Annotated in this window: 15 protein-coding genes; 6 read left to right on the forward strand and 9 right to left on the reverse strand. The window is 43.0% G+C overall.

Annotated elements, in window-relative coordinates; genetic code table 11:
- Window positions 1–42: 42 nt before the first annotated feature.
- The 6 genes from H8B19_RS07890 to H8B19_RS07915 all read left to right on the forward strand — a co-directional run bounded on the left by H8B19_RS07890 (window position 43) and on the right by H8B19_RS07915 (window position 7,678).
- Window positions 43–948, forward strand: coding sequence for an HprK-related kinase A (locus H8B19_RS07890; protein ID WP_186506263.1), 906 nt, complete (start codon window positions 43–45; stop codon window positions 946–948).
- The gene (locus tag H8B19_RS07895; RefSeq protein WP_186506264.1) at window positions 948–2,087 is read left to right on the forward strand and encodes a nucleotidyltransferase domain-containing protein; all 1,140 of its coding nucleotides are present in this window, start codon (window positions 948–950) and stop codon (window positions 2,085–2,087) included. The genes H8B19_RS07890 and H8B19_RS07895 overlap by 1 nt, the downstream gene beginning before the upstream one ends.
- Window positions 2,088–2,100: 13 nt before the next feature.
- Window positions 2,101–4,131 carry an XrtA/PEP-CTERM system histidine kinase PrsK gene (gene prsK, locus H8B19_RS07900; RefSeq protein ID WP_186506265.1) on the forward strand — a complete coding sequence of 677 codons (2,031 nt, stop codon included), beginning with the start codon at window positions 2,101–2,103 and terminating at the stop codon, window positions 4,129–4,131.
- An 18-nt stretch (window positions 4,132–4,149) separates the two neighbouring features.
- Window positions 4,150–5,511 carry a PEP-CTERM-box response regulator transcription factor gene (gene prsR / locus H8B19_RS07905; RefSeq protein ID WP_186506266.1) on the forward strand — a complete coding sequence of 454 codons (1,362 nt, stop codon included), beginning with the start codon at window positions 4,150–4,152 and terminating at the stop codon, window positions 5,509–5,511.
- Between the two features lie 42 nt (window positions 5,512–5,553).
- Entirely contained in the window at window positions 5,554–6,738 is a 1,185-nt protein-coding gene (locus tag H8B19_RS07910) for a glycoside hydrolase family 130 protein (RefSeq protein ID WP_186506267.1), read from the forward strand.
- 205 nt (window positions 6,739–6,943) lie between these two features.
- Complete coding sequence (locus tag H8B19_RS07915) at window positions 6,944–7,678, forward strand: FadR/GntR family transcriptional regulator (RefSeq protein WP_186506268.1); 735 nt, start codon at window positions 6,944–6,946, stop codon at window positions 7,676–7,678.
- A gap of 137 nt (window positions 7,679–7,815) precedes the next feature.
- Here the strand turns inward: H8B19_RS07915 and H8B19_RS07920 are convergent, their stop codons facing one another.
- The 9 genes from H8B19_RS07920 to H8B19_RS07960 form a co-directional block, all read right to left on the reverse strand.
- Window positions 7,816–10,782, reverse strand: a complete 2,967-nt coding sequence (locus H8B19_RS07920) for a TonB-dependent receptor (RefSeq protein WP_186506269.1) — start codon at window positions 10,780–10,782, stop codon at window positions 7,816–7,818.
- A gap of 475 nt (window positions 10,783–11,257) precedes the next feature.
- Window positions 11,258–12,715 (reverse strand): polysaccharide lyase family 7 protein, encoded by a 1,458-nt coding sequence (locus H8B19_RS07925; protein WP_338401512.1) that lies wholly within the window; start codon window positions 12,713–12,715, stop codon window positions 11,258–11,260.
- Between the two features lie 109 nt (window positions 12,716–12,824).
- Window positions 12,825–15,839, reverse strand: coding sequence for a TonB-dependent receptor (locus tag H8B19_RS07930; protein ID WP_186506270.1), 3,015 nt, complete (start codon window positions 15,837–15,839; stop codon window positions 12,825–12,827).
- Window positions 15,840–15,911: 72 nt separating this feature from the next.
- A complete protein-coding gene (locus tag H8B19_RS07935; protein ID WP_186506271.1) occupies window positions 15,912–18,623 on the reverse strand; it encodes a NosD domain-containing protein in 2,712 nt (903 codons plus the stop codon).
- 338 nt (window positions 18,624–18,961) lie between these two features.
- Window positions 18,962–19,951: a polysaccharide lyase family 7 protein gene (locus H8B19_RS07940; protein WP_241737534.1), complete on the reverse strand. Its 990-nt coding sequence runs from the start codon at window positions 19,949–19,951 to the stop codon at window positions 18,962–18,964.
- The gene (gene eda / locus H8B19_RS07945) at window positions 19,951–20,568 is read right to left on the reverse strand and encodes a bifunctional 4-hydroxy-2-oxoglutarate aldolase/2-dehydro-3-deoxy-phosphogluconate aldolase (RefSeq protein WP_186506272.1); all 618 of its coding nucleotides are present in this window, start codon (window positions 20,566–20,568) and stop codon (window positions 19,951–19,953) included. The genes H8B19_RS07940 and eda overlap by 1 nt, the downstream gene beginning before the upstream one ends.
- Before the next feature lie 63 nt (window positions 20,569–20,631).
- Window positions 20,632–21,564 carry a sugar kinase gene (locus H8B19_RS07950; RefSeq protein ID WP_186506273.1) on the reverse strand — a complete coding sequence of 311 codons (933 nt, stop codon included), beginning with the start codon at window positions 21,562–21,564 and terminating at the stop codon, window positions 20,632–20,634.
- An 11-nt stretch (window positions 21,565–21,575) separates the two neighbouring features.
- A complete protein-coding gene (locus H8B19_RS07955) occupies window positions 21,576–22,880 on the reverse strand; it encodes an MFS transporter (protein ID WP_186506274.1) in 1,305 nt (434 codons plus the stop codon).
- Window positions 22,880–23,227 carry a cupin domain-containing protein gene (locus H8B19_RS07960; RefSeq protein WP_186506275.1) on the reverse strand — a complete coding sequence of 116 codons (348 nt, stop codon included), beginning with the start codon at window positions 23,225–23,227 and terminating at the stop codon, window positions 22,880–22,882. Before H8B19_RS07960 ends, H8B19_RS07955 begins: the two co-directional genes overlap by 1 nt.
- Window positions 23,228–23,229 lie beyond the last annotated feature (2 nt).

A 23,229-nucleotide genomic window follows, 5' to 3' on the forward strand; every position in this document is an offset into this window, starting at 1 on the left:
GACTGAATTTGCTGCTTATAATTCAAGGACGTTGCAGTCACAATGCAGTTACACCAGCTCAAATTTGACGATTATATTCATAAGATGACAAATGATGGTTTGTGTCTTGACCTTGGAGTTGGCGTATTTCGCTTTAAATCACACATAACCTCAGTACAGCAGAATGTTTACGAGATGTATGCGGATTATAATATTACAGAAGATAAACCTGCAGACTTTCATGCATGTGTAAAATTAGCCAAAGGCCCACGGCACTATATTAACCCACAGGTGCATTTTGAATCTGATGTTGTGACACCTTTTTTACCACTACCAAAATCGCAGGCATTTCCATTATTGGAATGGGGCATGAACTGGTGTCTGAGCGCTTACGATTTTAATCATTTCATTCTGCATGCTGGTGTCATCGCCAATCAACAAAATGAAGCGTTTGTTTTCCCGGCACCTCCCGGCTCGGGGAAAAGCACACTTACGGCATTTTTAGCCTATTCAGGCTGGCGTTTGTTAAGTGATGAACTAGCCATTGTCACCCCGGACTCATTAACAATATCGCCATTTGTCAGGCCGGTCTGCCTTAAAAACAATTCAATCAAGCTGGTAAAAGACTGGTTTCCACAGGTTAAATTTACCGATACCGCCACGGATACCACCAAAGGGGACGTTGCTCATTTTAAACCTCCGGCAAACAGCGTTAAACAAATCAACACACCTGCTCAAATAAAAGCGATTATTTTCCCGCGTTATATGCCTAATGTACCTGTTACTGTATTTAAACTCGATATAATCGAAGCGAGCGAGGCTATTGCTTCAAACAGCTTCAATCATAATGTCCTGGGTGAAGAAGGGTTTAAAACGTTGGTTAAACTGGTAGAAAATGTTCCCTGTGTAGAATTGCAATACAGCGATGTGAACGAAGTTGCCACTTTCTTACAAAATGAGGAATGGTGATGCAAATTAGCCAGCAACAACGTCAGTTAATACAGTTATTTCGTCATCCTGACGAAGTAGAATTCTCAAACATTGACTGGGAAGCACTAATTTTGACAGGTCGGCAAAATGGCTTTCTCGCACGGTTGTACTACCAATTAGAGCGTCATCAAAGGCTTGAGGATTTACCGCAATATGCCTTCAAGCACCTCCATAGCGCCAAAGTGTTTGCAGATGCCCAACGCCAACAAGCCATTTTCGAAGCAAACGAAATAAATAATTCATTATCAGCCATCGAAATCTCGCCGGTATTCCTCAAAGGCACGGCCTATACGTTACTGGATCATCCTGTTGCTTATGGTCGAATATTTAATGATATAGATGTTCTTGTACCTAAACCGCTGATAGAAAAAACTGAAAAGCAAATGCTGCTTTACACCTGGTTTCCCGAGCCCATTGATGAATACGATCAACATTATTACCGGCAGTGGGTACATGAAATTCCACCATTAAAACATGCATCCAGACGAACAATCGCTGATGTGCACCACAATATATTGCCTCCCATAAGCGGGCGGGCCCCTAACATAGATTTATTCACTCAGTATAAAATTAAAACAGAATATCAATGTTATGTTTTAAGTCCGGCGGCGCTCACTTTACACAGTCTTGTTCACCTGTTTTTTGAAGAAGATTTCAGCAAAGGCTTCAGAGATTTAAGCGATTTACACATATTATTTAGCACCCATTATCAGGATGAAAAATACTGGCAGCAACTCAGGTTTCTTGCCTATGAGACAGGCTTCACTCTAGAGTTATTTTTAGCATGTCATTACTGTGAAGCTATTTTGCAGACTGCAATTCCATTTACCTTTAAACATGAATTGGTTGCTTTTAGTCCTTCCCCTATGCAGCTCAAATGCCTCAACTGGATTTTTCTAAGGGTGTTACAACCGTCTCACCCTAATTATGAGTCCACCTCTTATCGGCTAGCACGTTTGCTGGCAATGTTAAGGGGTCACATAAAAAAAATGCCAATACGCATTTTGTTGTATCATACGGGGCATAAACTGATAAAAGCATTTGAACGAGGAATATTGGGGCGTTATTCCGATACATCGTCCAACTTACAACCCCAACCTCCTGATAAGAATAATTAAGACAGGGATATTTATGCTAGCCGAAGCAGGTTATTTACTGAGTTCACTGGGTTATCTGTTTTTTCTGTTTTTGCTCTTAACAACAAAAAAATCCGGATTGCCGAGAACACTTATTCTATTGAGCATTTCCGCAAGTCTGATTACGAGCGTCATTTATCTCAGCAACCTTTGGTACCCAGTTTCATTTGCCATGGTGATGAGCCTGGAAAGCTTCAAATCAATCTGCTGGCTTTTGTTTATCATGTGCTGCCTCACTGGCAACAAAACACTCTCCCACTCCCTGAAGCAACCGTTAAATAGTGCAATGCTGGCTGCGCCAGTTGCCAGTCTGGTCATGGCCTGGCTTCCCTCTGTATCAATACCCGCTACCTGGCAATTTTTGCTTCACACTATAATCAGTCTGGAAATTTTAGTATTACTCGAAACTTTTTATCGCCAGGCAGCTCAGGAGCGCTGGGCTTACAAACCATTAATTATTGCACTGGGGGGAGCGGCGTTATTTGATTTTGTGTTGTTTTCTGAAGCGTCAATGATTAATAACATTGATCCAATGTTATGGTCGGCGCGTGGATTTATATTATTTGCATTAACCCCGTTTTTCATTGTGGCCATACGCCGCATTAAACAATGGAATATGGAGATTTTTGTCTCCCGAGACGTGGTATTACACAGCTCTCTTTTACTGGTCGCGGGCGGCTATCTCTTTCTGATGGCGCTGGTCGGATACACTATTAAGTTTATTGGAGGCAGCTGGAGTAATGTCATCCAGATTATCTTTATCTTTTTATCGCTAACCCTGTTAGCAGCGTTATTTTTATCCAACCAGTTTCGTACAAGAATAAAAGTTTTTATAACTAAGCACTTTTTTGCCAACCAGTATGACTATCGTGAACAGTGGTTGAAATTAACGCAGCAGTTAGAAGACAACGAGACAAAAAACAACGACTTTTACACCAATGCGACACACGCTTTACTCAACGCCATAAACTGCCATTCCGGTGTGTTAATTCAGTTTAAAAATCAGCATTTGGAAACCCGGTGTTTAGTTGAACATAATGATGTTTCTGAGATAGAAACAGAACTCATTCAGCAGCTAATGCCTTTTTTAGCGCAATCACAATGGATAGTAGATATCCCCCAGCTACGCTCAAAACCCTTTGATTACGAAGGGTTAAAAGTAAACCATGCGTTATTGAACAGCTGCAGTTTTGATTTACTTATTCCCGTGATTAAAAACGACCAGTTATGGGGCGCTTTTTTAGTCAGGGATAATGAAAACAATCGTCCTAATCTCAACTGGGAAACCCGTGATTATTTAAAAGTGGTCACTGCACAGGTATCCAGTTACCTGTTTCAACATGAAGCTTCAAAGGAATTGGCCGAAAACGCCCAATTTGCAGCATTTAACCGCATGTCTGCATTTGTATTACACGATTTAAAAAACGTCATGGCACAGGTGGATCTGATTTTATGCAATGCCGAACAACATAAAGGCAATCCTGAATTTATCGAAGATACCTTTGAAACCTTGCAGTACACCAAAGTACGCATGGAAAAAATGCTGCGACAGTTAACAGAAAAAAATGAAAGCAGTGATGAACATGTTAGCCGCTGCAATTTAAACGAACTCATCAAACAGATTATTGATCAACGATGTCAAACACTAGCGCCGTTACCCATATTAAGTTCGGGGCAGGATTGCACACTGGAACTGGATGCAGAAAAACTCGGCAACGTCTTGTTTCATATATTAAATAATGCGCAACAAGCCACTGAAGATAATGGTAAAATAGATGTTCGTCTGCGTATTGATTCAACTACCGATACCGCTATCATAGAAATTGAAGATAACGGTTGCGGTATGGATAGTGATTTTATTAAAAATCGTTTATTCAAGCCCTTTGATACAACCAAAGGCAATGCCGGAATGGGCATCGGCGCATATGATGCAAAAAGTCATATTGAAAAAATTGGTGGTACGCTAGAGGTTAGCAGTACGCCGGGAGTAGGAACACAATTCAGTATTTCGCTCCCAATCCGGTAAATGGAGACTGGCAATAACATGGAAAAAATTCTGGTAGTAGATGACGATTTAGGCATCCAGAAACAATTAAAATGGAGTTTCAGCGACTATGAAGTGGTGTTTGCCGAAGACCGCAGCAGTGCAATCGCACAATTGCGCCGGCACGAACCTAAAGTCGTGACCCTTGACTTGGGTCTCCCTCCCGATCCGGCCAACGCCACCGAAGGTATTCAAACACTGGCAGAAATTCTGTCGTTAGCCCCACAAACCAAAGTGATTGTAGTAACCGGTAACAACGATAAAGAAAATGCCCTAAAAGCTATAAATCTGGGTGCTTATGACTTTTATCAAAAGCCCATTGATTCAGATACGATTAAAGTCATCGTCAATCGTGCGTTCAACCTGTTTCAAATTGAAGATGAAAATCGACGTCTGAGCCAGCAGGCAAGCAACGTGGGCAGCATTGTTGGCGCCAGCGATGCCATAGTCAAAGCCACCAAAATGGCGGAAAAAGTCGCCAAAACCAATATATCCACATTGATTCTTGGTGAAAGTGGCACAGGTAAAGAGGTGTTTGCCCGCCATATTCACGAAACCAGTGAACGTAATGGTGGCCCTTTTATTGCCATCAACTGTGCCTCTATTCCCGAAAACTTGCTGGAAAGCGAATTATTTGGATACGAACGCGGCGCCTTTACCGGAGCCAACAAAACCACTAAAGGTAAAATTGAATGTGCTCACAAAGGCACCCTGTTTCTGGATGAAATAGGTGACATGCCTATTGGCCTGCAGGCCAAAATGCTGCGGTTTCTGCAGGAGCGAGTCATAGAACGTATTGGTGGGCGCCAGGAAATTCCGGTAGATATTCGTGTTATTTGTGCAACACACCGTAACTTGTCGGACATGGCAGAACAGGAAACCTTCCGCGAAGATTTGTTTTTCCGTATCAGTGAAATCACCATCAATATCCCACCATTACGCGACCGTGGTAATGACATCATGTTACTGGCCAAATCGTTTTTGACCAATTACAACCAGGAATACAATCAAAGCATCAAAGGTTTTGCTGATGATGCAATCGCAGCAATGTTACAACACAAATGGCCGGGCAATATCCGCGAGCTACAAAACAAACTCAAATCTTCCATTATTATGGCCGAAGGCAGTTTTATTACCGCCGACGATTTAGGTTTAATTGCCGATAGCAATAACACCAAAATGGCCAAGCTAAATTTGCGCGAAGTAAGAGAAGAAGCGGAAAGTAATGCAATACGTAGCGCATACCAGCTAAGTGAACGTAACTTATCCAAAACGGCTGAATTACTGGGCGTTACGCGGCCAACGCTTTATTCATTAATTGATAAATACAATTTACAGGAATTGAAAACGGTAGAAAGTTGACAGCTATATTAACCTCAACTCCAACCAAAATTCTGAACGCCTATGCTGACATACTTTGATAAAGTCAAAATGCTGCTGGAACAACAGCAGCAATTGATTAACACGCCAAATAAACCAACTTCTCACTCAAATGGCATATTTCAGCGTTGGCAAAATCCGGTTATTACCCGTGCTCATGTACCAGTGTCATGGCGCTATGATTTAAACGAAGCCAGCAACCCATTGTTAATGGAACGCCTTGGCATTAATGCCACATTCAATTCAGGTGCAATCTATTTAAACGGCAAACACCTGTTGGTGGTGCGGGTAGAGGGCAATGATCGTAAATCCTTTTTTGCGGTTGCCGAAAGTGACAGTGGCGTGGATAACTTCCGGTTCTGGTCACATCCCATCAGCATGCCAGAAACCGATAATCCCGATACCAATGTGTATGACATGCGCCTGACACAACATCAGGATGGTTATATCTATGGTCTGTTTTGCACTGAGCGTAAAGATCTAAACCAGCCCGATGATTTATCTGCTGCCGAAGCACAATGTGGTATAGCCCGCACTAAAGATTTAGTGAACTGGCAACGCCTGCCGGATCTCATCACCTATTCCGGCCAACAACGTAACGTGGTGTTACATCCTGAATTTGTCGAGGGTAAATATGCATTATATACACGCCCTCAGGATGGCTTTATCAGTGTGGGATCTGGCGGAGGCATCGGCTGGGGTTTAACTGATTCAATGGAACAAGCCGAAATCAAACAGGAACTGATTATCGACAACAAGGCCTACCACACCATTAAAGAAATCAAAAACGGTCAGGGTCCTGCGCCAATTAAAACCGATGCAGGCTGGTTGCATTTAGCCCATGGGGTTAGAAATACTGCCGCAGGTTTGCGTTATGTGTTGTATATGTTTATGACTGCGCTGGATAAACCCTGGCAGATTACCCATGCACCCGGCGGACATTTCATTGCGCCTGAAGGTAACGAACGTGTTGGCGATGTATCTAACGTTACTTTTTGTAATGGCTGGACGCAAAACGATAGCCAGATAAATATCTACTACGCATCGTCAGATACGCGTATGCACGTGGCAACCACCACGGTTGAGCAGCTTGTTGATTATGTTACCCACACACCGCAAGATCCTTTAACCTCAGCCAAATGCGTAGCACAACGCAATGCATTAATAGGTTCAAATACACAAGTTCTGGAACAGCTAAGTTTAAATTAAAACAAGTGATAGTTTAGTCATCGTAAGTATTGTTTATAGTAAATACTTACCACAACATAATTATAATATTGCACTGAAGATATATTACCAATTATCATGTCAACAATTACCAATTTTCACTAAAGTGTAATTCGAAATGCAATATATAAATGGAACTGATGGGTTGCATACTCGCAGCAGACCCAGCGAAACCTAAGGAATCAACATGAAAAAACGCAGACGTTTTTGGACAGTCGTTGAAAAACTAGAAGCCCTGATTGAGCAAGGTGTATATTCAGCCGGTAGTCGTTTGCCCGCTGAACGTGAATTGGCCGAAACCTATGAGGTCAGTCGTCCAACAATTCGAGAAGCCATAATTGCTCTTGAGGTAAGAGGACGAGTAGAAGTCAAAACCGGCTCAGGTGTTTACATAACAGAAAACAAAGTAAGCAGTAAAAAACTTGATCCTATTAGTGCATTTGAATTGACCCAAGCGCGTGCGTTAGTTGAAGCGGAAGCAGCTGCACTCGCTGCAGCAACGATTAAAGATGAAGAACTAGAATCGCTCAAACTCGCACTTAACGGCATGCAATCATCTAATACAGCTGACGAAGCGGACCAGCGTTTTCATGAGATCATTTCCAAGGCGACCCGTAACAATGCGATCGTGTTATCCATCCAGAACTTATGGCATTTACGCCGCTCAGAACCTCAAATAGTCGCAGCTTACCAAGACGTATGCTCCCAAAGTGTTGAGCAACGTTTAAAAGAACATACTGCTATTTATGATGCGATAGCTAATCATGATTCAGCGGCTGCCAGAAAAGCCATGCATAATCATTTCAATCGTCTTATTAACGCACTGTTTGAAGCCAGTGAAGCAAAAGCACTCGAAGAAATTAAACGTAAGACAGACGAAACTCGGGGCTTATATTCAATTTCACATTTAACCCAATCATAACGTTTTCGTGACAGCTAAAAAGGGTACACTTGGAGCCCTTTTTTATTTAAATAAGCCACCTACTGAAGTAGGTGGCTTAGGGCAAAAAATAGAAAAGCAAGCTAAACGCTTGCTTTTGCATAACCACTTTTAGCGCTTTAATACTTATAACTAACACCAAAAGTAATTCTACGGTCAGTTAAACCTTGATAACAAAGCAAGGCACCTTCATTCACACAAGATTGTGTCACGTCTGACTCAGTTAAATTAACGGCTTCAACACCAACATTTAGCTGATCATTTACATCATAACTAACACTGGCATTAAGCTGTCCACGGTCTTCTTGCACAACAGGAAAACCCCATGGGAAACTTGATGTACTACCAAAATCCGTTGAGCGATATGCTTCACGCCAGGTATAACGTGCACGAGCAGATAAACCATACTTCTCGTAATACAAGGTAAAATTGTATGAGTTTTCGGATAAATCTATTAATGACTGTCTGGCACTAACTTCAATATCCTCGATTCCTGTCGTTAATTCAAATACTGCGTTTGCACGGCTTATGGCGTTATCGACTGATTCACCACCAGAGAATTTTTGGTTGGTATAGTTGGCTAATACGCCAAACCCAGACGCCCAACCTAACTCATCTTCAAAGGCAGATAACTCATACTGAAAGGCAACTTCCATACCTTGTTGAGTTGTTGTACCACTATCGTTAATTCTGGTTTGTGTTGGCACACACACCCCCACCCCCACATTAGGACCGAATACGTTTATGTCGGCAATAGGGTTAAAAATGCCCCCCTGCTCACACACTGGCCCAGTCGTATCACGGTAGCCAGTTTGTGGATCTTCATAGGGATCAACCTGTTTTGTAACATGCAAATCACTGCGTTTTTTGTGGAAATAACCCACGCTAACTAATGCAGATGGGGCAAAATACCATTCTGCAGAGATATCAAACGAATCCACTTCCTCTGGTACTAAACCAGGATTACCAATAGAAACCGAAGCATTTGGACTGGTGCTGTAAGTAACCGAGGTTGAAAGTTCATCAAAATTAGGGCGTCTAATATCTTTTGACCAACCACCACGTAAAATCACATCGTCACTTACATTGGCCACTAGATTAAGGCGAGGCAAAATAAAGTCATAGTCGCCCTTGGTTGTTACTTTGGAGACTATGTCGTTGCCATTTGCATCTTTAGTCACTGAATTGCCCAACGAACTTACGTTAGTTTTTAAATAACGAACCCCTGCATTTCCGCGAAACATGTCGTATTCAAAATTTGCTTGTGCATATAAAGCATGTGTTTTTTCCGCAATATCAAAAAACGCACTGACTTGAGACGTTGGAGAACTGATTGGTCCTCTTGTAGAACCCGTTTGCGCATTATTAGCCTCAATCGCTGAGTTAATTACCGCAAGTACACCATCAGGATCAGATGCCACCATCTCAGGGTTAACCAGTAAAAAGTCACCAACAAACAACTCACGGCCGTCTGCAGCATTAAAGTTGTCCGGACCTGGCGTTAAGATACTGGCAAACAAATCACCTGAAGGACTTTCCGCCATACTGCGTAGTCCAACATTTGAACGAATTTCATCAGATACGCTTGAGGTTTTATTAAAACGATAACCCAAATCTACCGATGTAATAATGTCATCAAGATAATAAGTTACATCTGTTCTAAAGGCATCTTCGCTATTTTTTGTTGTGTCCTGACCTATGTTTACATCACGTAAAACAACATTAGCAGGATCCAATAGCTGCGCGGTTGTAGGCGCATTTGCTTCACCCGTGGCAATGCCAAATGCCAGTGCGCCATTGGTTAAATCGTATTCAAATGGCGTTCCATTCTCATTGGATGAATTTATTTCTGCATTAGGATTAATAAAATTAAGCGTTGTATTAAAACTTGGCGTTGTTGAGTCCGAACTGGATGAGGACGCTTCAATGGAAATAGAAACTTTCTCCCCTGTCCAATCTCCACCTAAACGAAAAATTTCACTTTTGGTAATACGGGAGTTGGTATCGCCAGAGAAGCGTAAATTCGGATCGGCCCCACCATCTTCTACTGGAATAACGCCACGCAATGCAGCTTGTATGCTACCAAGATTCTGGCCATCCAAGGTGCCAAAGTTGACCGTTTCGAAATCGTCTGGCGCAGCCACATTACGCAGATCACTTACCCCGGAAGCCTGCACACGTGAACTTTCCTGACGACGCTTTTGATCATTTAACACTGCATCAAAATACAGCTTGGTATTTTCGTTAGGCGCCCACTCAAGAGTTCCAGCGATATTTACTGTCTCATATTCGTAATTATCATAATCCTGATTTAGAAATTGGATTGGCAGATAGTCAAACGTTTGCGCACTTGCAACACCACTATCAGCAGCCACACTGTTGTCTCGGTCAACGCGAGGGCGAAATGCCGTTACATCCTGTTTGCTATAGCTACCACTTACAACTACACCAAACTTACCAGAATTGGTTTGCCAATTATTACCAAACGCACCAGATAACCTCGGCATTATGCCATCGGTCGTTAAACTGCTGTCTTCTCCTTGGGCGCGCAGTGAAATTAAAGGGTCGCTCAATTGCAATGGACGAATGGTACGTAAGTTAATGGTACCACCAACAGACCCCTCAATGGTTTTAGCTTCCGGGGCTTTGGTAACTTCAACCGCTGCGATAATTGCTGCCGACACGTCTTCAAAATTGATACCACTGCGGCCTGAGCCCGACCCCACCGTCGAAACACCATTAATTTCAGTACGGTTGGCATTAGTACCGCGAATTTGTACGCCGGTACCGACTCCTGCCTCACGTGTAATTTGCACACCTGTCACGTTTTCTAAAACTTCGGCAAGGTTCTGGTCAGGCAATTTACCAATATCTACCGCTTGAATGACTTCGACCAAATTATCTGACGAACGTTTCTCTGCCAATGCGCTGGCTAATGATTGTCTGATCCCAGACACCTCAATAACTTCAACATCTTTTGCCATTTTCTCGTTATCTGCAACCTGCTGCGCACTAACTGACGTTGCTACATTGAGCGCGGTTAAAGTCATAAGCGCTAAGCTAACTTGTGAAAGTTTAAATTCCATTGTTGTTCCCTGAGTGTGTGTTTGATTACCAAATCAATGACCTCTCGTGCATACGGAGAGCACTATGAAAGCTTACAAAAACTTAACATCATGTTTACAGATTAAAAATCAAAGGTCAACACTTTTGGTAATACCAAACCCAAATAAAATAGCAATCCTGTTATTACCAATTTAAAAACCAGAACAAACCATGCAATTAAGGCATTGTTTTAAAAGTGTTTTATTTGAATATCTAAATCTTTACCGTTAGATAAAATGTTTTATTTTTAGGCAAAACCAAAGAGGCTAAATTTCAAAACCATCAAAATAGAATTAAAAAACTGAGGGACAAATTTACTCAAAAGTGAATATTGGTTTACCAATACTGATAGCTAGATATGTAATGTGGTTGAGACTTGTTAATAGGCTATACAAAGCGAAACAGCGCCTATATCACCAATAAAGCGCTGCTTGAAGAAGCTATTACACTGACTGTTTATTCACTGGCAACGTAACCATTGTGGCTATTTTTAATTTGATAAAAGGTACCTTGAACATAATCATCGGGATCGCTGGAGTTATTCAGGTGATATAAACCAACTTTAAAATAGTGATATTGGTCTGCCTGATTATAAAGACTTTCACTCATATCAAATTGGGCTACCACATCGGGCTTGCCTTCACGGCTGACCGTCACACTAAGCAAATTCATGGTTACATTAATGTGATAACTAAAGACCTCATTGAGTGCGATACCATCTTGTGGGTTAGCTACACTATTGCTGCGTGACCCGATTAACTCGATATACGATTCAATATTTTTGCCATTTGCGTCTTTTTCACGACTTTCATGGGCAAAATAAACCGAGCCTTTGTCATTGCCAGGTAGCTTTCTGTAGTAAAGCCGCACCGGCTCGTCATCATTTGCATGGATCTGCCCAATGACGACACGACCTACCTGATAATCCTCTCCTGAGGTTGTGACATGGTTGATTGCTAACTTAACGGTTAAATCGCCATCTACACCACCGGCACTATTGCGGCTACTTTCTGGTGCACTACCAAAGACCCAGTTATTTAAATTTACCCCCTGCGTTTTTATAGCGCGATTTCCTCGCCTTAACATTTCACGCAGCTCCACTCGGACATAGCTGGTATTCGCAGACGTTTTAAACCCGTAACTTGAGCTACGCATCACAATACCGTTATCGTTAGACGCATAGAAATATTCAGAGTTGGTATAACCGTCCGCCAGTTGCGTTTCTAAAATAGAATCAGCAGTACCACTGTTATCTTCATCGGTTGGCACACTCAAATACCAATCGTCTAGCTCAATACCAACCTCATTAGGAAAAACCGCATTAAATTGCCCCGTTGCCTCTTTACACTGATGCACCTGCACTTCAACAATGTCATTTTGTTGATCTTTGTTATTGCCCATTGCATTGAGACGAATATAACGAGCGCGTGTGTCATCGGGCATTTCAATTAATTCAAATCCACTATGCCGTCCACTGGACTGCGTGTTTGCAACCAATGATGTCCAACTCTCACTATCACTTGAACCATCAACAGAAAAGTAGGCAACTTTTTCAGCACCTTGGAACCACTTTATAGTTAAAGAACCAATAGTCTTGATACTACCTACATCGATAATTAACTGACTATTCAGCCCGGTGGATGACCAGCGCGAAATTGAAGACGTATCACCATCAATCGCCTTTTGTGCATCAAAACCCTCGGATGCATTGCCGTTATCGGAGATAGCACTAATCGAGTACAGCTGATTAACACATTGCGCAGGTTCATTGGGTTGTGGCTCTGTTGGTAAAGATGGAGAATTAGGTTTAGTAGAAGACGTTGCACCACCGCCGCCGCACCCAGATAACGCCAATAAAATCCACATAAGAAAATACATAGTGGGACGTCTTTTTGATAGACCGTTCACTTTCACAACGGAATTCCTAAGAAATAAAACAGGAATTAACACGCCCGAAGCTGCATCAACACCAAATACGCACGGCTGGATGTTGATGCAGACAGTGGGCTGTTAAACAGGGTAGTTAGAATTTAACGCTTGCACCTGCAAAAATGCGAGGACCGTAGTCATTGACCTCACCCAAGTTACCTTCCACAAAGAAGTCTTGAGATTTTGGTGCACTAAACAGGTTAATAGCTTCAACCTTAAATCTGACATTACTATTGAATTTATAAGAAGCGCGCATTTCCCATACCCCAACCCCGTCTACATAACGCAAGCGTGTTCCATTGCTGGTGTATGGTTGGAAATAATTACTACGATATTTGTAAATGATAGCAGTATCTAAATCACCAATCTGATAATACAGCTGGCCACTAAATACATTTTTAGAAAAACCGGGCACTGAACCAGCAGGTACAATCGCCGTGGTTAATTGCGTGGAATTACCATCCAGATCGGTGGTGTAGGTATTACCATACAGGCTATCTTCAAATTCATAGTTACTATCTGCATAGTTATAACCGAATTTTACACCTAGCCCATTGTCCCAGCGGTAAGCTATTGAGGCTTCAACCCCATAAAGATCACTCTTATCATCAGTAGTAACTGAGTTGGTAATCGGAAGGGTTAATGTTTCACCGGCAATCACAAAATCTTCCAATTCGGTACGCTGCTGGAAACCACCCTGAAACTGCTTGTAATAAAGACTTAAAGCAAAAATAGAATCTTCATTCGGATACCATTCTGCTGCCACATCAAAGTTCCACGACATTAATGGCTGAGTGTTAGGATTACCCGAGCCATTAGCGCCAACAATCAAATCATCAATTGTCATCGGAGATTCTTCGTCAGTTGCAAACTCACGGCTATAACCTAAGTCGGCCGGGTCAACGCGTGACATACCGCGGTAAATGCCAGCACGCAGCAAAACATCTTCGCTGTAATCAACCACCAGGTTAAAACTAGGCAATACTTCGGTGTAACTACCGCCACCTTCGGTTCGCTCTAACTCATCACCTTCAACCAGGCTCAGTTCCCCTAATTCATTGTCTACAACAGAATAAGAAGAACGGAAACCTACAGAGCTCACATCGGTTTTGACAACACGCACGCCTAAGTTACCGCGAATAAATTTACCAAACATTTCAGTATCGTAATTCGCCATAACGTAAGCAGATTTGGTTTTCTCTGTCACATCAATGGTGCCCGGGTTTGCATATTCCACGTCCGGATACGCAAACTCGCTACCAGCCAGAGCCTGTGCAAAACACACATTGTCATAGGTGGCCCACGCGTTGCCACTGCTCACATAGTTACCGTCGGAATCTACCTGAGTCAGAATGTCGCCATCGGACACACTGGATAAAAAGTGACTTTCAGGGAATTCAATCTGGCAATTATGCATCACGTCGGCTGTGGTTGAATCATTCAGGGTGTACTCACTGCGTGACCCATTGCCCTGATTGCCACCATATTGCACAAAGGTTAGTTTTGAAACTCGGGTACCGGCCTGAATGCTGGTAAAGGCACCTTTATCCAACTTGTAGTCGATATCAAAACGGGCGCCAACAACCTCATTTTCGCGCACGTTTTCACGATCAATGCGCGAACGTAGGCTATCGGTAAAATTATCTATATCCGTTACGTCAAAATCAGTTAAAGAAAAATGCGGAATGCGGCTACCTAAATCCCAACTAAAAGCTTGATAAGTATCGGTTCTACCGCGGTTGGATATTTGCAATTCTTCACGTGTAGTTTGCGAGTAAGATAAATCCAAATTCAACGTAAGGTTGTCAGTCGCAACATGTTCTACATTGATGCCGTAACCTTTGTATTTTTCTTCACGCGAATATTGTTCACCGGCAGATTCAAGTCTGTCCTCACCTTCCCAATGTAAAATACCACCCACACTGTTGGTAACCAGCGTTGGGCCACTTACGCCGGGAGTTGCGCGTTTTTGTAAGAACAACAAATCGTGGCGTGCTTCAGCCTGTGTACGATTAGAAATTTGCGCATCCAGATTAATATCCCATTTATCTGAGGGCTGGAATTGCAAAGCAACAAACACTGCATCGCGTTCATCGGTGGTTTCGTTTTGACGATAGCTACGGCTACTGCCGGTCCAGGCGTATGGTGTACCGTCACTGACGGCTTTGCCTGTATCAGGGTCAATCTGATTGTTGTACCCCTGATTTTTACTGCCACTCACCTGATCTTCACAATCACCAGCTTTACTGCGATAGAAGCCTTCATTTGTGTTAGCAGGATCATTTAAACACGCCCACAACGATGAACCCGATGGACTCGAGCTTCGATATTCTGCTTCTGGTTGCGAAATATCCTGGCGTTGTACCCCAAATGATACGCCGACAGATTTACCACCTTGTAATTCAAACTGGTCAACGTAACTAAAGGTGCCGCGATAACCAATATCACCCTGCAATGAGTTATTTACATTGCTCTCATCCGGGTTGTAGTTGGTTTTCACTTCGCCTTGAATACGGCGCTTACCAAAATCAAGAGGCTTAACCGTTTCTAATGCAATAACACCCGCTACTCCACCTTCAATCATTGACGCATCTTGGGTTTTATAGATGGCGACTTTCTTGACTAATTCTGATGGGAATTGAGAAAAATTAACCGAGCGATCACCACTACCATTGGTCGCCTCGCGACCGTTAATGTGGGTGGCGCTCAAAAATGGTCCCAAACCACGGATGGTGATTTCAGTTGCACCACCATTTTCACGGTGAGAGGCAGCACCAGTAATCGATTCAAGTGCCTCACCAATAGACAAGGCTGGTAAGTCACCGATATCTTCAGCAGACAAACCATCAACAACCATTGTGGCTTCGCGTTTAATGGCAATCTGATCCTGAACCGTTTTACGTGTTCCCACTACATCAATCACTTCTACATCCGATACCGCTTGCTCTGTCGCTTGCGGTGCCTCTTGTGCATTTACACCCAATGCAACAGTAGATGCCATCCCGGTAAATACCGCACGTTTTACCCAACGCGCCACAGGATTCAATGTAAAGGCATGACTTTTTGTGTCAGTTTGAGCGTTATTTAATTGTTGTTTTAGCAACGACATTACTCGATCTCCGATTTTTCTATCAGGGCACCTAAGGCAGCCTGTCGTAATTATTTTTTTGCGTCTTTTTAATTAATTGGCAACCCAGGTTGAGCCAACACCGACTTCAGAGGCCTGAATAACGTGCAGCCCTTTTGCGCCCGCTGCAGCTTGAGCACCATTGGGGTCGGTTTCAGTTAAATGATTGTCTGCCACGACAAATTCAGGTGCTTCCTTACCATTGGCTGCAGGGTTCTGGTCAATCGCGCCATCAGAATCAAATTTTCCGTTGCCATTTTCGTTGCGGATGTCTACCCAAAAATCGTCTTCTACATCACCCGACGCATAGCTATCGCTAAAACCAAAGTTATTAGAAAAATAAGAATTATCGTGATTAATCAAATCGCAATCATATTCAAATGAGTGGTCACTGCTGCTGGCGTCATAGGGCAAGAATAACCCTTGAATGGCACCCTCTTCATTTAAACCATTGGCAATTAGGTTTGCGTCAAAATTAATAACGAAGAAGTTTTTGGTTAAGCCATACAGCACAGGACTATTATCCGATGTCAGTTCATCACAATCACCCACAGGTGCTTTTGAACCAATTTCGGTACTAAATACAATCGGTTGAATCGAATTCAATACGGTATTGTTATTCACTGTTAGCGTGAGATCGTCAGTGCCATCAAGAATGGCCTGGTTACCATCGTATGGAACACCACCGGTATTTTGCGAAAAGGGGTTGGCGGTAAACACAATGCCACCGGCTTCTTTGTTTTCAGAACGAATACCCGCGATATAGTTATTACTGATGGTATGGCCCAGAGGGGTGACTAAAATACCACTTGGTCTGTCATCCGAGCTGGCAACATCAGTGTTGCGAATAATGATGTTATTGGTGACTTTGTTAAATCCACCGTCTTCCAGTGAAATACCACCATTGGCATCAACAATCGTATTACCATCAATGGTTGCACCCGAGGTTTGAACTCGCATCAAACGGCGACCTGTCACCACGTTTTCCACACGATTATTTAAAATTTTGATATTTGAATTTAACGCTGCATCGCTTCCCGTTGTGCTACCTACGTTAAGTAATAACAGGCTCGAATCATCGTAGTTTTCATTGGCACTATCACTGAACAAGTTATATTGCACCACATGGTCTGAACCAGACGAAGCGAGTTTGATCACAGAGCCTTTTTGCGAATGTGTTCGGTGGGTAAAGGTATTTCGCTCAATCATTGCACCATGACCTTTGATGACCAGCCAGTGATAAGTGGATTGATTTAAGTCTTCTTGCTCACCATCAATTAAGTTCTGTGCAAAAACGAAATTGTCACCTTCTGAATAGATAACAGCTTGTTCTGACGTATCACAATCAGAGCCAGCTTTTGTATCGATATCTTTAAACGTCAGACCAATAATTTTGGCGCCATCAACATTAGCGGCGATGTGAATACAGGTCTCACCGCTGATCACCGGTTGTTGTTGTTCAACAGCACGCAAGGTCACCGAGCTATCAAGTAAAATCGCGTCGATATCGGCGTAAACATTGGTATTTAGCCCCACAACGCTGCCATCAGTCAGGCCGCCACTAACAGCCGCTGACAACTCGGATGCATCAGTCACAACCTGTGAATAAACCACACTGCTCAGAGAATCAGTTACCGTGGCAGAAAAGTTGTCATTATCGGTATAGGTAGCAGATACCGAGATAATCGCACCGGCATAATTGGCAGGAGTGAAAGTTTTTTCAGTGGCATCAGCAATAACCACCCCGTCTGCAAACCAGGAATAAACAACATTGGCTTCTTCAACACCATTATTATCAGCAATATCAGCTGTTAATACTGCATCAACCATGTAAGGAACGGTGCCTGAAATTGTAATGGAGCCTGCTTGATCAGCGGCAACTAAGGTTACTTCATCGGTGGGATTAGATAAGTTATTTTCAGAGAAGCCATTATCATCAACATAAGTCACCTCCACGCTAATCTTACTACCAACAAGTGAAGCGTCTACAACCAGTGATTTTGAATTTGCCCCTGCAATTTCTTGAGAATCAGCGAACCATTGGTAGGCTACATCCCCATGGACACCATCTTGGTCTGTAATGTCAGCAATCAATGTTTTACCAACAGCAGGTGTACCTTGAATAACAACTTCACCAACCGTATTGGCTCGAGTAACAGGACCAACACCTTCAGAGGTAACAGATTCCGCGAAACCTTTATCGTCATCAAAACTGACATTAACGGTAATAACCGACCCAAACTGAGCTTCAGTCAACGTGAGTTCACTGGTTACTTCACCATCAATGGGTGTTTCGTCAGCAAACCAGCTGTAAATGATAGTCGCGCCGTCAAGACCATTTTGATCAGCCACAGTTGCACTTAAAGTACTGCCAATTGTGACATCTCCGTTTAAGCTAACAGTTGCAGGGTAAGCAATCGCCTTTACCTCAGAGGTAGCATCAGAAATATGAGATTCGTTTACCCCACCATCATCTGTATACATAGCCTGTGCGGTAATAACACTACCCACTTGGTCTTCTGTTAATGTGAACGATGCACCGCTGGCACCTTCAATCAGATCTCCATCTGCATACCAAAGATATGTAATTTGACCAGAAATACCATCTGCATCGTTTGCTGATGCCGTTAGCGTTTGGCCCGAGGTTGCGGTGCCGGTAAGGGTAATGGAACCTAATGTATTGCTGTTTTTGTCAGAGCTTGCATCGGTGTTACACCCAGTAATGGCTGCAGCAACGGCACAAAGTACGAATAATTTCAGCTTCATAGTAGCTCTACTCTCCGATTTGTTGTTTTTTATTATCACCAACCGTCTCACCATCAAATTGGTTAACCAATAAAACCTAATAGACATGACAAAACAACCAGCATTTGGTCGAAAATAAACACAATAATGTGACCATTTCCACTAAAAAACGCTAAATAAATAACAATATTTTTACAAGATTGCGTAAATCATTAATAACAAGCGCCATCACAATACCAACCAATGAAGTCAATATTGGTAATAACATAATAAAAATTGGATACAACAGAGTAGTAAGCGGTGAAAACCGAAATAAAAGAGCACAATAAGAGAAAATTAGGGAGGGAACCTCCCTAATGTTAATGACTGTTTTTTAAGTAATAAAACGTTGCCTGCACGAAGTCTCGCTGGTCACCGCTGTTGTTTTGGTTATAAACACCGGCTTTGAAATACATATATTGATCGTTTTTATCGTAACCACTTTCACGCATATCGACCATTTGGGTGATGTTCTTTTTCCCCGGCCGAATTAAAGTGACATAAAGTACATCCTGCTCAACCGTAATTTTATAGCTAAATTTTTCTCCCAACTTAATACCGTCTGGCGGGTCAACTAGGTTGTCTGAACGTGAGCCCACCAAGGATACCCACTTGTCTTCACCACCATTGATTTCGTGAGCAAAATACAAGGAGCCATTTTCATTCTCAGGCAACTTTCGGTAATACAACCTTAATGGTTCATCATCGGTAGCATGAATTTGTCCTACGATTACCCGCCCCACTTTTTTACGCTCACCTGTGGTAGACACACGATCAACTGCCAACGTGGCTTCTAAACTCCCCTCTACCGCACCGGCATCTCGTCGCACAGTCCCGTGTGCTGAATGAAACACCCAGTTATTTTGAGTGATCCCTTGCGTCTTAATATGACGATTTCCACGCCTTAACATCTCGCGCAATTCGGTCCTGGTATATTTTGTGTGACTGGAGGTTCTGGCACCATGGTTGGGACAGGCAAACACCATCCCTCCATTGACCGCCGTGTAAAATAATGGTTTTAATTCAAAGCCTTCACTTAATGGTTTTTCATAAACCGTATCGGCTTTGCCGTCTTTGTTCAGATCCGTTGGTAATGTCAGGCTCCAACTTGCCAAATCAAAATTGTCCGCAGGCTTTTTAGCTGGATCCAGCGCATTTAAATCACCTAGCAAAACCCCTTCGGCCAATGCCTGATGTGAGGCTGGCATGGTTTTTATTTGCGCATTTGTTTCATCAGCAAAAACGTTTAAGTTAAACATGGTTAGCAGCAACAAACTGCGGCATGTCATCTTGTGTTTCACTTTAGCCATTAGCTAAGTGCCTCTTTGCACGCATCCGTTATGGCTTGCCAATTTTCCTGTTCAACCCACTGTTTTTGTGCGACCCAGGTTCCACCTACGGCAAACACATTTTTAAGTGATAAATAATCCTGCTTATTGTCTTTATTCACGCCACCGGTTGGACAGAACGACACCGATTGAAAAACAGATGACAAAGCCGACAGAAAAGCAGGACCGCCGCACAAAGACGCAGGAAACAACTTCTGTTCTACAAATCCAAACTCTAATGCCATTAATACATCGGCCGTATTTGACACACCGGGCAATACTGGCACATGGCACTTACTCAATTCCTGCAACAACATACCCGAAATAGCAGGGGTCACTATAAAATCTGCGCCACACGCGATGGCTTTATCTAAAGTGTGTGGATTCAAAATTGTACCTGCGCCCACCGTTAATTGCGGCACATCTTGTTTAATTGCTTTTAGCGCATCAAGTGATGCGTCGGTACGCAACACTACTTCCACAAGTTTTAACCCTGCGTTTGCCATCGCTTGCGCAATTTGCACACCTTCAAAAGGTGTGTTTGCTTGGATAATAGGTAGCAAAGTTTGTCCGGACATCAGTTCAGAAAAGCGCTTCATGGATTGAGTACTCTCAAATAAATTGCTGGGCAATCAATGCCCAGAAAAGGTTAAAAATTCGATTTAAACAGTCAGGCTCGCCATAGCCTGATCAAAAATAGCTTTTGGAATAATCGCACCGGGATACTGAATAACGGTGCCAGCAGCAACCGCACCAATTTTAACCGCTTGTTCTAAGGTTAATCCCGAAAGACGGGCGCCCAGATAACCACCATTAAACGCATCACCAGCAGAAGTGGTATCTACCACCTTAGTGACAGGGGTAATACTGTGTTCTGTTTTGGTACCGTTTGAATAGGTTAAAACGGATGCCGGACCATTTTTAACCACCACTTCTTGCGCACCACGAGTAGTGCAGAAGTCCATCACCTGCTGCGCACTTTCTATGCCGTACAAGGCGGTAAAATCCTCAACACCTGGCAAGACCCAATCCGCCAGTAAAATCGCTTGCTCAAATTGTTGTTTGGCAAGTTTTTTATCGGGCCACAAACTGGCTCGAAAGTTGGGATCAAAAACAACCGTCACACCAGCTTGTTTTAGTTGTGTTATCCGTTGCCAGAATAGTTCACGTGATTCAGGCACAATGACGGCCAACGCTACACCAGAGAAAAACACCATATCGGCGGTACTTAGCTGGTTAACCATGCCATCATCAAAAAACTGCATTAACTGTCTGGCAGCAGAATCATTACGCCAAAAAGTAAAGGTACGTTCACCCTGTGCATCGGTTTCAATCAAATAAACGCCGGGGCTTTTAGTCTCATGCTCAAATACAAAATCAGTATTTAACTGCTCCTGCAAAAAGCGCTGTGACATGCGATGACTAATCGTATTTTGCCCAATCACAGTCACCATACCGCTGAGTATCTGAGGGAATGCTCTTTTAAGATAAACCGCAGAATTGTATACATCGCCAGCAAAAGACTGAGCCATAGTAGACTCGTCTTTTGCTTTAAGCTCCAGCATACATTCGCCAATAAAATAAATACGTTTCATAAATAATGTGACTAACGCTTGGTTAATGGTTCTACTTTAGGAATGAGTAGCCATACTGCAGCCATTGCTGTAATGGCTAACGATGCGCCAATCACAAAGGCAGGGGTATAGTTTCCATCGGCGGTTAATATGGGCACCAAAGAGGTTAAACCAACCGCGCCTAGCTTGGCAGCCATGCCGGAGACACCGGCCAAAGTACCCACCGCTTTTTTACCAAGTAGATCACTTGGCAAGGTTTGCACATTACCGATAGCGGTTTGAAAACCAAATAAAATCACCGCCATAATCAATACCGCCGTTTCGGCGGTCCCAGGATTTGCCATAGCCAATAACGCTGGCAACATAATGCAGCAGCCCAAACTGATAATCAGTTTACGTGTTTTGTCTGTGCTCCATCCGGCTTTAATGCGGTTTTGCGCTAACAGCCCACCAAACCATGCACCTAACATTGCACCCACGTAAGGGATCCAACCATAGGTTCCGATAGACTTAACATTCATGCCATAAACTTCATTCAGATAAATCGGGATCCAAAAAACAAACAACCACCAAATCGGATCAATGGCTGCTGAAGCGATAATCACGCCCCAACTTTGTTTACGTGATAATAATTCCGACACACCTGGATTATATTCCTGCTGCTCACCAAACTTAGTCTGCTGTGCGGATTCCACACATTTTTGACCGGTTAGAATATAGTCGCGCTCTTCTTCGGTTAACCAGGCATGCATAGCCGGTGGAGCTTTTACCAAAATCAACCAAGGCACTAACCACAACAGGCCCACAGCGCCCACCACCACAAAGATCATCTGCCAGCTAAAATAAACCGTGAGCAACGCAATCAGTGGAATAGAGACAATGCCACCAATTGCTGCGCCTGAATTAAAAATCCCCTGCGCGAGTGCGCGCTCTTTGGTTGGAAACCATTCCGCATTACCTTTTGCTGCACCGGGCCAATTACCGGCTTCAGCAACACCTAAAATTGTACGGAAAATACTAAAACTCAGCATGCCTTGCGCAAATGCATGGGCAATCGTCGCTAACGACCAAACGCCAATTGATAAGACAAATCCAATACGGGTACCAACCCAATCAAAAATTTTGCCAAAAATAGCCTGGCCAAATGCATAGGCAAAAACGAATACAATCGAGATGTTGGCGTAAATTTGTTTACGCTCTAACGCAGACTCGTCCGGGAAAAGGTCTTCAACAATATCCGGCCATAACACGCTCAGTGCCTGACGGTCGATATAGTTAATGATGGTAGCCAGTGCGATTAAAGCGACAACCCACCAGCGCAATCCTTTAATTTTCATCACGACTCCTTAATAAAATCTTCGCGAGCAGGACTGAAGGTATCAATCAAAATGCCGCCAGTTGGGCAAATAGCACCATGCTCAACATGGGGAGGTATTAAACAGCTGTCACCTGCTTTTAAAATCTTGGTTTCACCACCAATGCTAAAGTGAAATTCACCTTGTTCGACATAAGTTACCTGAGAATGACGATGACTGTGGGTATAGCCTTGCGCGCCTTTATCAAACCAAACTTTTACCGCCATCAACTCGTGGTTATAGCCCAGCATTTGACGCTTTAAACCACCACCTAAGTCTTCAATTTCGGTTTCGTTACCAAATAAAAAGTGTTCACTTTGTTTTTGCATTG

This window comes from Neptunicella marina, from assembly GCF_014270035.1.
GTDB classification, from domain to species: Bacteria; Pseudomonadota; Gammaproteobacteria; order Enterobacterales; family Alteromonadaceae; genus Neptunicella; species Neptunicella marina.